Here is a 12,193-nt window from a genome sequence, read left to right on the forward strand (position 1 = left end):
ACGCACCGTGGCGGCGGCACCGCCCCGGGGCAAGAACGTTTCTTGCATGCGCTGCGGGCCATGCCGCCGTCCTCCGAAGCACCCGCCGCCCCGCAGACGATCTTTCGCTTCCGCCGCGAATACAACACCTGGGTGGCCGACGAGACCATGGAGGACTACGCCCTGCGCTACACGCCCAAGGCGTTCCGGCGCTGGAGCGAATGGCGGGTGGCCAACACGGCGTTCGGCGCGCTGTCGTTCCTGGCGCTCGAAGCCATCGGCGGCGCCATCGCGCTCAACTACGGCTTCGCCAACGCCCTGTGGGCGATCCTGGCGGTGGGCGTGGTGATCTTCCTCACGGGCCTGCCCATCGCCTATTACGCGGCGCGGTACGGGCTCGACATGGACCTGCTCACGCGCGGCGCGGGCTTCGGCTATTTGGGCTCCACCATCACGTCGCTGATCTACGCGGTGTTCACGTTCATCTTCTTCGCGCTGGAGGCCGCCATCATGGCGCTGGCCCTGCAGCTGGTGGTGGACTGGCCGCTGCAGTGGTGCTATGTGCTCTCGTCCATCGTCATCCTGCCGCTCGCCATGCGCGGCATCACGCTCATCTCGCGCCTGCAAGCCTGGACGCAGCCGCTCTGGCTCTTCCTGCTGCTGCTGCCCTTCGTCTGGATCGCCCTCGCGCAGCCGCAGCTCTACCGCGACTTCGCCAGCCTCTCGGGCCTGCGCAGCGGCAGCAGCGCCTTCGACGGCCTCATGTTCGGCGCGGCCTGCGCGGTCATCTTCTCGCTGGTGGTGCAGATCGGCGAGCAGGTGGACTTCCTGCGTTTCCTGCCCGAGCGCACCGCCGCCAACCGCTGGCGCTGGTGGGGCGCGGTGCTGGTCGCCGGGCCGGGCTGGATCGTGATGGGCATGCTGAAGATGGCGGGTGGTGCCTTCCTCGCCTTCGCGGCGCTGCAGTTCGAGGTCGGCACGCACCGCGCGGCCGAGCCCACGCAGATGTTCCTGGCGGGCTTCCAGCAGGTCATGCAGGCCATCGGGCTGCCGGGCCTGGCGGTGGCCGTCACGGTGGTGTTCGTGGTCGTCTCGCAGGTCAAGATCAACGTCACCAACGCCTATGCCGGCTCGCTGGCCTGGTCCAACTTCTTCGCCCGCGTCACCCGCAGCCACCCGGGGCGGGTGGTGTGGCTGGTGTTCAACGTCGGCATCGCCACGCTGTTGATGACCCTGGGCGTGTTCGGCGCGCTCGAGCAGGTGCTGGCCATCTACAGCAGCGTGGCCATCGCCTGGGTGGGCGCGCTGGTGGCCGACCTGGTCATCAACAAGCCCCTGGGCCTGTCGCCGAAGGGCATCGAATTCCGGCGCGCGCACCTCTACGACTTCAACCCCGTGGGCCTCGGCGCCATGCTGCTGGCCGCCGGCGTGGCCAGCTGCGCGCACGCGGGGCTGCTGGGCGACGCGGCGGCCGCGTTCTCGCCCTTCATCGCGCTGGCCATGTCGATGGCCCTGTCACCGCTGCTGGCCTGGGCCACGGGCGGCCGCTACTACCTGGCGCGCCCGCCCGATGCGCAATGGCGGCCGGGCGAGGTGGTGCGCTGCGCCGTGTGCGAGAACGCCTTCGAATCGGAGGACATGGCCCGCTGCCCGGCCTACGGCGCCGCCATCTGCTCCCTGTGCTGCTCGCTCGAGTCGCGCTGCCACGACCGCTGCAAGAGCGGCTCGCGCGCGGGCGAGCAGCTGCGCGCCCTGGCCGCGGCGCTCCTGCCGCGGGCGTGGGCGCTGCGCGTGAACGTGCGGCTGGGCCATTACCTGATGGTCTGGGTGTCGCTCTGCGCGGTGATCGCCTTCCTGGTGGGCGTGGTCTACGCGCAGGAGGCGCTGGACACGCCCGCCCAGTTCCTGCGCATACCGTTCCTGAAGATCTGCGCCCTGCTGGCGCTGCTGGCCGCCGTGTGCGCCTGGTGGGTGGTGCTCAGCACCGACAGCCGGCGCATCGCGCAGGACGAGTCGGAGCGCCAGACCCAGCTGCTGCTGCAGGAAATCGAGGCCCACAAGCGCACCGACGCCGAGCTGCAGGCCGCCCGCGACCGGGCCGAGTCCGCCAACATGGCCAAGACCCGCTACGTCGCCGGCATGACGCACGAGCTGCGCTCGCCGCTCAACAGCATCCTGGGCTACACGCAGATCCTGCTGAAGAACCCGCCCGATGCCGCCGCGCTGCGCGACGCGCTCTCCACCATGGAGCACAGCGGCCGCCACATGCACGCGCTGATCGACGACTCGCTGGAGCTGGCCCGCATCGAGGCCGGCCGGCTGCGGCAGGACCTGGCGCCCCTGCCACTGGCCGAGCTGGTGCGCGACGTGGAAGGCATGCTCCGGCCGCAGGCCGAGGCCAAGGGGCTGGCCTTCGCGGTCGAGGTGCTGGGCTCCATGCCCGCGTGGATCCGCACCGACGCCAAGCGCCTGCGGCAGATCCTCATCAACCTGCTCTCCAACGCCGTGCGCTTCACCCAGCGGGGCGAGGTGCGGCTGCGGCTGGACTTCCGCGCCCACGTGGCCCGCATCGAGGTGCAGGACACCGGCATCGGCATCGAGCCGCAGGATCTGGAACGCATCTTCCTGCCCTTCGAGCGCGGCAGCGCCGGCCGCCGCGCGAGCGAGATCGGCACCGGCCTGGGCCTGACCATCACCCATCTGCTGACCGAGCTGATGGGCGGCCAGCTGAGCGTGCGCAGCACCGCCGGGCAGGGCAGCACCTTCACCGTGCGCCTCTATCTGCCCGGCATCGCGCCCGACCCGGCTTGGCGGCCCACGCAGGCCGTGGCGTTGCGGCCGGTGGTGGGCTTCCTGCCGCCGCACCGCACGCTGCTGGTGGTGGACGACCAGCCCCTGCAGCGCCAGTTGCTGGCCGGCCTGCTGGTGCCGCTGGGCTTCACCGTGCAGGAGGCCGCCAGCGGCCGCGAATGCCTGGAGATCGTGCGCCAGGCGCCGCCCGACCTGGTGCTGCTCGACATCAGCATGGACGACATCGACGGCTGGCAGACCGCCACCCTGCTGCGCGCCCGCCTGCCCGCCGCCGAGCTGCCCATCGTGTTCGTGTCGGCCAACCAGTTCGACGCCGACCCAGCCCGCGTCGCCGCCCACGGCTGCCAGGGCTTCGTGGGCAAGCCGGTCGTCGAGTCCGAACTGCTGCAGGCGCTGCAGTCCGCGCTGGGCCTGCAGTGGGTGCACCACGCTGTGCCCGGCTCGGCCGGCTCGGCCGGCGCGGCCGGCGCGGGCGACGCGGCGCCGCCGGCCGCACCCGCCGCGCCGCCCTCCACGGGCGAAGTCCCCCTGCCGGAAGCACTGCGCGGCGAGCTGCACGCGCTGGCGCGCTCGGGCCAGGCCGCCAGCCTGCGCGAGCGCCTGCGGCAGGCGCGTGCCGCATCGCCCGCGCATGGCGCCATGATCGCCCGCCTGCAGGCCCTGGCGGACGCGCTCGACTTCGACGCGCTGACCCGGCTGCTGCGTGAACCCGAACCGGATGCCGAACTCGATGAACCCGCCTGACCCTTCCCCCGTTCCCACGCCACCCACGGCGCAGCGCGTCATCCTGGTGGTGGACGACGACCTCGCGACGCTGCGCATGCTGGGCGACGCCCTCACCGCCGAGGGCTACGCGGTGCTGGCCGCGCGCGACGCCGACGAGGCGCTGCGCCGGCTCGACCTGTCGGTGCCCGACGGCCTGCTGCTCGACGCCGTCATGCCGGGCATCGACGGCTTCGCGCTGTGCGAGCGCATCAAGGCCACGCCGCCCTGGTCGCACATTCCGGTCGTCTTCATGACGGGGCTGTCGGAGACCGAGCAGATCGTGCGCGGCTTTGCCGCCGGCGGGGTGGACTACGTGGTCAAGCCGCTGCGCCTGCCCGAGGTGCTGGCCCGGCTGGCCACGCACATCGCCAACGCCCGCGCCGCCCGCCTGGCGCGCGACGCGGTGGACGTGGCCGGCATGGGCGTGGTGGTGCTGGACGGGCAGGACCGCATCGCCTGGCGCTCGCCCCAGGCCACGCGCTGGCTGGAGGCCGCCTTCGCCGCCGACGCGGCGCCGGCCGCCGCCACGGCCCGCTGGCTGGCGCAGGTGCAGCGGCAGGGCGACGGCGCCGTGCCCCTGCCGGGCGGGCACCGGCTGTCCGCCCGGCCGCTGGGCGCCAGCGGCCTGGGCGAGACCATGCTGCTGCTGTCGGTGGACGCCGCCGGCGCCCCGCCCGCCGCGCGCACGCCCCCCACCCCGCTCACGCCGCGCGAGACCGAGGTGCTGTCCTGGATCGCCAAGGGCAAGACCAACCGCGACATCGCGGAGATCCTGGGCATGAGCCCGCGCACCGTGAACAAGCACCTGGAACACATCTTCGAGAAGCTGGGCGTGGAAACGCGCACCGCGGCGGCGGCGCTGGCCGGGCAGCTGCTGCAGGAGTGACGGGCCGCGCCGGGGCGGTGGCGGCCGTCCCCACCCCGTTGTTTCAAGGTCTTTTGGGCCTCCGGCGCCCATCCAGCAAGCGCCTCTAGCTATCATTTAGATAGCTGACGATCTGGCATGCCGCATCGCAGAAGCCCTGGGTGCCCGGGCGGATTCGCCGATCGCCGAAAATGCCCGGCCGCAACGGCAGCCCCCTCCCGATCCGGCGACGCGCCGCACCAGCGGCGAGGCCCCCAGGCCTGGCCGATGCCGCACGGATGCGGCCCGCGCCGCTGCCTGCCTCGACCATGGTTCTCGACCCCTTCACCCTGCTCGTCCTCACCGCGGCGCTTGCCACCGCCTCCGCGCTGTACCTGGCCGTGGAGTGGAGCCACGTGCGCGAACGCTCGCTGCTTTTCTGGAGCGCGGGGTTCTCCATCATCGCGGTGGGCTGCGTGTTGGCGCTGCTGCGCTCCAGCGGCCACCTGCTGATCGGGATCTGGTTCTCCAACGGCCTGCTCATCGCGGCCCACTGGCTGTTCCTGGCCGGCGTCGCCCGTTTCACGCGCGCCCGGCTGCCGCGGGCCTGGTGGCTGCTGGCCGTCGTCTGGCTGGGCGTGCTGTTGCTGCCCGAGGGGCCCTGGTGGTCCAGGGCCATGCTGGGCATCCAGTCGTTGCTGATCGCCATCGCCACCCTGGGTGCCGGCCTGCTGCTGCGGCCGCACGGCGGCGCGCTGAACGTGGGCGCGGCGCAGCTGCGCGCCGTGCTGCTGGCGCACGGGCTCTTCTACCTGGCCAAGGCCGCCTCGGCCGTGATGCTGGGCGCGTTCGTGCACCTGGCCAGCTTTCGCGGCACGGTCATCCTGGTCTCGCTGGTGGAGGGCGCCGTCGCGGTCATGCTGCTGGCGATGTCCATGATCGGGACGGAACGCCATCGCCGCGAGCAACGCATCGCGCAGATCGCCGCCCGCGACCCGCTGACCTCGCTGGACAACCGCCGCGCACTCCACCTGCGCGCACCGGAGCTGCTGGGGCAGGCCTCGGCCACCCGCCCCGGCGCGCTGCTGCTGATCGACATCGACCACTTCAAGCAGGTCAACGACCTGCACGGCCACGACGCCGGCGACCGCCTGCTGCTGGTGCTGAGCGACCTCATCCGCGCCGCGCTGCCGGCCGGCGCGCTCGCCGCCCGGCTGGGTGGGGACGAGTTCGTGATCCTGCTGCCCCCTGCCTCCGGCGCGGCCGCGCAGGCGCTGGGCCAGGGCCTGCGCGAGGCCTTCGCGCAGCAGGCGCGCGCGATGTTCGAAACGCCCGAGCCCGTGTCCTTGAGCATCGGCGCGATCGTGTTCGACCAGCCCGGGCTGGAGCTGTCCCACTGGCTCAAGCGCGCCGACGACGCGCTCTATGCCTCGAAGCGCAAGGGGCGGGACCGGATCGAGGTCGTCGCCCCGTGGGCGTGAAGCGGAGTGATCGGAGCGTGATGGGGCGTGAAGTGGAGTGACCGGTGGCGGGTGCCGGTCACCCGCCCAGCCGCTGCGCCAGGAAGTCGATGAAGCTGCGCAGCTTGAGCGGCATCTGCCGCCGGCTGGCGTACACCGCGTGCAGCGTGCGGGCGGCGCCCGTGTCCACCGGCAGCCGCACCAGCCGGCCGTGGGCCAGGTCGTGTTCCACCAGCCAGGCGGGCATGAAGGCCGCGCCGATGCCGGCCTGCGCCGCGTGGTGGCTGAGCGTGGTGTCGCTCGAGCGCATCACCGGGTCGATGCGCCGGCCCAGCGCCTGCTGCAGCCCGGCGGTCAGGCGCTCCGCCGGCACGTAGTTGGGCAGGATGACCGGCATCGGCGCCGCATCTTGCCCGCCGCCGCCCGCGCTCGCCAGGTCGGCCAGCAGCCCCGGCACCGCGACCCAGTGGAACGCCATGGCGCACAGCGGCCGGGCGATCAGTTGCGGCGCCGGCTCGGCCGTCATGCGCAGCGCCACGTCGAAGCCGCCGGACACCAGGTCCACCATGTGGTTGTCCAGGTGCAGGTCCAGCCGCACGGCGGGGCAGGCCCGGCGGTAGTCCGCCAGCAGCGCGGCGAAACGCGGCGTGGCGCACCACACCGGCGCGCTGATGCGCAGCTCGCCCTGCGGCTGCTGCTGGCCCTGGCCGACCGCCGCGGCGGCCGCGTCCAGCAGCTCCAGCGCCTGCCGGCCCTGCGCATGGAAGGCGGCGCCTGCCTCGGTCAGGCTCATGCTGCGGCTGGTGCGGTTGAGCAGCCGCGCACCCAGCACCCGTTCCAGCCGGGCCATGTGCTTGCTGACCATGGGCGGGGCCATGCCCAGCCGGTCGGCGGCGGCGCTGAAGCTGCCCGCTTCCACGATGGCGTGGAAGACGCGCAGGGCGGTCAGGTCGAGCTCCGGTGAGTCCATGCTGTGCTTGCTTGATTGCCTGATCGGGAAAGATTGGCATCACTCTAACGCCATCGATTTCCCGCAAGGGAAATCTTAAAGTGGAGCCAACCCGTCCGACACCCGCCGCGCCCCGCGGCACCTGCTGGAGCCTCCATGAATGCACCATCCCCCTCGCCCGCAGCCGGCGCCCCGCTGCTGCCCACCTACTTCATCTCGCACGGCGGCGGCCCCTGGCCCTACGTGCCGGAAATGCGCCGCGGCCTACGCGCGCTGGAGCTGTCGCTGCAGGACATCCCCCGCCAGCTCGGCCAGCGCCCGCGCGCCATCCTGGTCCTCTCCGGCCATTGGGAAGACGACGTCTTCGCGGTCATGGCGCACCCCCGCCCGCCCATGGTGTACGACTACTCCGGCTTTCCGCCCCACACCTACGAGGTGCGCTACGCCGCGCCGGGCGCGCCCGCGCTGGCCGAGCGGGTGGCCGCGCTGATCGGCGCCGCCGGCCTGCCCACGCGGCTGGACGGTGAACGCGGCTTCGACCACGGCACCTTCTCGCCGCTGGAGGTGATGTACCCCGAGGCGGACGTGCCGGTGCTGCAGGTGTCGCTGCAGCGCGGGCTGGACCCGGCCCTGCACCTTGCGCTGGGCCGCGCGCTGGCGCCGCTGCGCAGCGAGGGCGTACTGATCCTGGGCAGCGGGCTCAGCTACCACAACCTGCGCCGCTTCGGCGAGGCGGGGCGCGCGCCCTCGGCCGCGTTCGACCAGTGGCTGCAGGACGCGCTGGTGCACGCGGCGCCCGCCGAGCGGCCCGCCCGGCTGATCGACTGGGCCAGCGCGCCCGCCGCACGCATCGCCCACCCGCGGGAAGACCACCTGGTTCCGCTGATGGTGGCCGCCGGCGCCGTCGAGGGCGAGCGCGCCGACTGCGTGTACCACGAGGTGGGCGTGTACGGCGGCGTCACCGCCTCCAGCTTCCGCTTCGGCGGCGGCGCGGCCGCCTGAGAACGCGTTGACGATCCCCTGCGGGATCGTCAACGCGTTCTGAAGCGTCAGGCCGCCGCCGGTGCCGTGCCGCCCGGCGCGGCCAGGGCCGACGCGGGCAGGCCGAACACCCGGTCGAAGCCCCAGTTGAAGACGAAGGTGTAGACCAGGAAGAAGAGCAGCAGCCCCAGGTCCATCAGCAGGGCCTGCCACAGGCTCACGCCGAACCACCAGGCCAGCACCGGCACCAGGATGCAGGCCAGCCCGCCCTCGAAGCCGATGGCATGCACCACCCGTCGGCCCACGGTGCGCCGGCGCGACGCCTGGCGCGACTCCCAGCGCTCGAATGCCCAGTTGAAGGCCACGTTCCAGACGATGGCGATGGCTGACGCCATGACCGACACCACCCCGGCATGCCCGGCGCCCTGGCCGGTGAACACCGCCAGCCCCACGGTGGCCACGGCGATGGCGATGGCTTCATAGAGCGCCACGTACACCACGCGGCGGCGAACGCCCTGCAGGCCGGGCGCGGTGTGGGGGGGAACCGTCGAAGGAGATGCAGAAGGGGAAGCCATGGGGGGCACTGTATGTGTCTGCCGCTGACATATAAAGTCAGCTTGTTTCAGTTTCTCTGATAGAGAGTGGCCATGGCTTTTTCGTCCGACAACGTCCACGTCTTCCTGGCGGTGCTCGACCACGGCTCGTTTTCCGCCGCCGCCCGGGCGCTGTCGCGGGTGCCCTCGGCCGTGAGCATGACCATCGCCCACCTGGAAGCCGAACTCGCCGTCCAGCTCTTCGATCGTGGCGGCCGAGAACCCCGGCCCACTGCCGCTGCCCGGGCGCTGGAGCCCCAGGCGCGCTTGCTGGCCGGGCAGCTGCTGCAGCTCAACGCGCAGGCGCTGGCCCTCACGCAAGGACTGGAAGAGCGCCTGACCATCGCCATCGCGCCCGAGCTGCTGGCCGCGCACTGGACGGGCCCGCTCGCCGCGCTGGCCGCCGACCATCCGCTGCTGCAGGTCGAGGTGCTGGCCGCGCCCCAGGCCGACGCCGTGGCCCTGCTGCATGCCGGCCGGGCGCAGCTGGCGCTGGTGTTCGAGCGCCCCAGCATCGACGGCCGCGAAGGCTTTCAGGAAGTGGGCAGCGAGACGCTGGTCGCCGTCATCGCCCCGCAGCACCCGGTGATGCGGGCGGCGGGCGGCGCGGCGCTGAACGAGGTGCACCTGACGACCACCCGCCAGATCGTGGTGGCCGGCCGCGACCTGGCCCAGACCGACCCGCGCTTCGTCTTCGCGCGCCACCACTGGCGCACCGACAACCACCTGGCCGCGCTCGGGCTCATCGAGGCCGGCCTGGGCTGGGGCTGGCAGCCGCGCGCGCTGGTGGAGCCGCGCATCCAGGCCGGCACGCTGGTGGAGATGCCGTTCAGCAACCTCAGCAACGGCGTCGCCCTGTGGGTGGACGTGGTGTGGTCCCGCGAACGCCCGCAGGGCCTGGGAGCCAGGCGCTTCGTCGAGCTGATGGGGCGGGCACGGAGCAAGGGGTGATGCCTGCCGGGGGGGGGCGAAATTTCAGGTCAAAACGGCCCGCAGCGCCCATTCCAGAAGCGCCAGGTGCTATTGAAAAAATAGCAAATGCGGCGGCGGGCGCGAAAGGCCCGGGCAGGCCCCGCAGGGCGGCAGGGCCGCTCGGCACCCACCGCTGGCGGCCCGCGCCGACAGCACGCCGGCCCGGGCCCGCGCCACAATGGCCGGCATGAAAAAATCCGCTGCCCCCCGTTCGCCCTCTCCAGACCCCTTCCCCGCCTTCACGCTGCCGGATGACGCCCTGGCCCGCCGCTGGCGCGATTGGCAGCCGGGCCGCCCGGGCGCGGTGGAGGGCGATTTCGCCCTGTCCGCCTTCGACCCCGCCGCCAAACCGTTCTCGCAAGGTGCCAAGGCCGCCGACAAGGCGGCTGTGCTGGAACTGGCGGAGGCGCTCGACGGCCTGCAGAACCTCTTCTACGCCGACCGCCGCTTCAAGCTGCTGGTGCTGCTGCAGGGCACCGACACCTCGGGCAAGGACGGCACCGTGCGCGGGGTGTTCGGCCGCACCAGCCCGCTGGGCGTGCGCGTGGTCGGCTGGAAGGCGCCCACCGAGGTCGAGCGCGCGCACGACTACCTCTGGCGCATCCACGCGCAAATGCCGGCGGCCGGCGAGATGGTGGTCTTCAACCGCAGCCACTACGAAGACGTGCTGGTGCCCGTGGTGCAGCAATGGATCACGCCGGAGCAGCACGCCCAGCGCCTCGCCCACATCAACGACTTCGAGCGCATGCTGGCCGAGACCGGTACCGTCATCCTGAAATTCATGCTGCACATCGGCAAGGACGAGCAGCGCGAGCGCCTGCAGGCGCGGCTGGACGACCCCGCCAAGCACTGGAAGTTCGAGATGGGCGACATCGCCGCGCGCCAGCAGTGGGACGACTACCAGCGCGCCTATCAGACGCTTCTGGCCGCCACGCACACGCCCTGGGCGCCCTGGACCATCGTGCCGGCCGACTCCAAGACGCACCGCAACCTGATGATCGCCACCGTGCTGCGGGGCGTGCTGGACAACCTGGGCCTGCGCTATCCCGAGGGCGATCCGGCGCTGGCGAACTTCAAGGTTGAATGAGGCGGCTGCAGCCCACGGCGCAAAATGGCATAGGTGTCCATGCCCCGAGGAACCTCCGCCATGCCTTCATCCCTGCGCGCCCTGGCGCTGCCCGCCGTTGCCATCGTCTGCGCCGCCCTGGCCGGGCCGGCTGCGGCGCAACTGCCCAGCTTCGGCATCAAGCCGCTGCTGGGGCAGGCGTCCGACGCGGCGCTCGACAAACTGGCCCAGCCCGGCGCCTTCTCGTCCGACGCGGCCATCCGCATCGCCCTGCCCGCCGCCGGCCACAGCAACGTCGGCAAGCTGCTGGAGCTGGCCCAGCAGTCGGGCCTGTCGGCCAATCTCGACGCCGCCCTGAACCGCGCCGCCGAGCAGGCCGCCGCGCAGGCCAAGCCCATCTTCCGCGCCGCCATCGACCGCGCCACGCTGACCGACGCCATCGACATCGCCCGGGGCGGCCCCACCGGCACCACCGACTACCTGCGCAGGAGCACCGGCGCGCAGATCGCCGCGCAGCTGCAGCCGCTGGTGCGCGGCGCGCTGCAGGGCAGCGGCGTGCTGCAAAAGACCGCGCAGCTCTCGGCCCTGGGCTTCGACGAGGCGCGGCTCACCGACTACGTGGCGGGCAAGACGGCCGATGGCATCTTCACCTATGTGGGGCGCGAGGAAACGCGGCTGCGGCAAGACCCCATCGGCACGGGCACGCAACTGCTCAAGGGGCTCAAGTTCTAAGACCGCGGTCCCGACCGGGGGCCGGCCGGCGGCTTCAGGGGTAGGCCTCCGCGATCAGCGCCTCACCCCGGGTGCGCAGCAAGTCCACCAGCCGCCGCGCGGCGGGCGAGAGGTAGCCGCCCCGGCGGTGCGTCACCCCCAGCGTGCGGATCAGCGTGGTGGCGGGCAGCGGCACCTCGCGCAGCGCGCCGTGGCTGCCCTCCACCAGCGTGCGGCGCGACACGAAGCTCAGCAGCCCCGTGCGGGCGATGAGTGCCGGCAGCAGCGGGATCGAATTGGCGCTGATCTGCACGCGCGGCGCGGCCAGGCCGTGCGACTGGAACACGGCCTCCAGCCACTGCCGGCTGGGAATGCTGGCCGCGGGCAGCGCCCACGGGTAGTCCAGCAGCGCGGCCAGGGTGACCTGCGGCAGGGTGAACACCGGGTGGCCGGGGTGGGTGGCCACCACCACCGCGTCCTCGAAGATGGCGTGCGTCTCGAAGGCCGCATCGGGCATGGGCACCAGCCCGATCAGCAGGTCGATGCCGCCTTCGGCCAGGCGCTGGCGCAGCTCCATGCTCGGGCCCACGGCGATGTCGATGGTGGTACGCGGCGCCTCCTGCAGCAGCAGCTGGCAGAGCGCGGGCAGCACCCGGTCGGCGGCGATGGGGCCGCTGCCGATGCGCACGTGGCCCGCGTTGCCCTGGGCGAAGTCGGCCACCTCGCGCAGGGCCTCGTCGCTGGCGCTGCGCAGCACGCGGGCCCGCGCCTGCAGCACCTCGCCCACGGCCGTGAGGCGAATGCCCCGCCCGGCGCGCTCGAAGAGCGGCGCGCCGAAGGCCGCCTCCAGCCGCTGGATCGACTTGGTGAGGGCCGGTTGCGTGCGCCCCAGGCGCTCGGCGGCCTGGCCCAGGTGGCCGAGTTCGGCCACGGCCTCGAAGTAGCTCAGGTCGCGCAGGTTCACGCCCATGGATTCATCACCAAAAAGAATGGGTGTATGAATCTTATCCAATGGACGGGAATGAATCGCCCTTCCAGAATGCGCCACATAACCCACAACCA

General features: G+C 72.4%; 10 protein-coding genes. 7 read left to right on the top strand and 3 right to left on the bottom strand.

Features of this window, described 5'->3' with window-relative positions:
* Positions 1-60: 60 nt before the first annotated feature.
* From ABWV53_RS06395 to ABWV53_RS06405, 3 genes are all read left to right on the top strand, one after another.
* Positions 61-3,534, top strand: coding sequence for a hybrid sensor histidine kinase/response regulator (locus ABWV53_RS06395; RefSeq protein ID WP_353364098.1), 3,474 nt, complete (start codon positions 61-63; stop codon positions 3,532-3,534).
* The gene (locus ABWV53_RS06400) at positions 3,521-4,441 is read left to right on the top strand and encodes a response regulator (RefSeq protein WP_353364100.1); all 921 of its coding nucleotides are present in this window, start codon (positions 3,521-3,523) and stop codon (positions 4,439-4,441) included. The genes ABWV53_RS06395 and ABWV53_RS06400 overlap by 14 nt, the downstream gene beginning before the upstream one ends.
* Positions 4,442-4,728: 287 nt before the next feature.
* Positions 4,729-5,880: a GGDEF domain-containing protein gene (locus tag ABWV53_RS06405; RefSeq protein ID WP_353364102.1), complete on the top strand. Its 1,152-nt coding sequence runs from the start codon at positions 4,729-4,731 to the stop codon at positions 5,878-5,880.
* Between the two features lie 58 nt (positions 5,881-5,938).
* Here ABWV53_RS06405 and ABWV53_RS06410 read toward each other — a convergent pair whose 3' ends face one another.
* A complete protein-coding gene (locus tag ABWV53_RS06410) occupies positions 5,939-6,829 on the bottom strand; it encodes a LysR family transcriptional regulator (RefSeq protein WP_353364104.1) in 891 nt (296 codons plus the stop codon).
* Positions 6,830-6,964: 135 nt separating this feature from the next.
* Between ABWV53_RS06410 and ABWV53_RS06415 the strand changes: the two genes are divergently transcribed.
* Positions 6,965-7,810 (top strand): DODA-type extradiol aromatic ring-opening family dioxygenase, encoded by an 846-nt coding sequence (locus ABWV53_RS06415; RefSeq protein WP_353364106.1) that lies wholly within the window; start codon positions 6,965-6,967, stop codon positions 7,808-7,810.
* Between the two features lie 47 nt (positions 7,811-7,857).
* Here the strand turns inward: ABWV53_RS06415 and ABWV53_RS06420 are convergent, their stop codons facing one another.
* Positions 7,858-8,364, bottom strand: coding sequence for a PACE efflux transporter (locus ABWV53_RS06420; RefSeq protein WP_353364108.1), 507 nt, complete (start codon positions 8,362-8,364; stop codon positions 7,858-7,860).
* 72 nt (positions 8,365-8,436) lie between these two features.
* Here ABWV53_RS06420 and ABWV53_RS06425 point away from each other — a divergent pair, with 72 nt between their 5' ends.
* From ABWV53_RS06425 to ABWV53_RS06435, 3 genes are all read left to right on the top strand, one after another.
* Positions 8,437-9,333, top strand: coding sequence for a LysR family transcriptional regulator (locus ABWV53_RS06425; protein WP_353364110.1), 897 nt, complete (start codon positions 8,437-8,439; stop codon positions 9,331-9,333).
* Positions 9,334-9,541: 208 nt separating this feature from the next.
* On the top strand, positions 9,542-10,441 hold the full coding sequence (locus ABWV53_RS06430; RefSeq protein WP_353364112.1) for a PPK2 family polyphosphate kinase: 900 nt from the start codon (positions 9,542-9,544) through the stop codon (positions 10,439-10,441).
* A gap of 60 nt (positions 10,442-10,501) precedes the next feature.
* On the top strand, positions 10,502-11,152 hold the full coding sequence (locus tag ABWV53_RS06435; protein ID WP_353364114.1) for a DUF4197 domain-containing protein: 651 nt from the start codon (positions 10,502-10,504) through the stop codon (positions 11,150-11,152).
* Between the two features lie 34 nt (positions 11,153-11,186).
* On the opposite strand, the gene ABWV53_RS06440 is transcribed toward ABWV53_RS06435, so the two are convergent.
* Positions 11,187-12,101 (bottom strand): LysR family transcriptional regulator, encoded by a 915-nt coding sequence (locus ABWV53_RS06440; protein WP_353364116.1) that lies wholly within the window; start codon positions 12,099-12,101, stop codon positions 11,187-11,189.
* Between the last annotated feature and the right edge of the window lie 92 nt (positions 12,102-12,193).

The sequence above is a fragment of the Acidovorax sp. FG27 genome (assembly GCF_040365715.1).
Taxonomy (GTDB): Bacteria; Pseudomonadota; Gammaproteobacteria; order Burkholderiales; family Burkholderiaceae_C; genus Paracidovorax.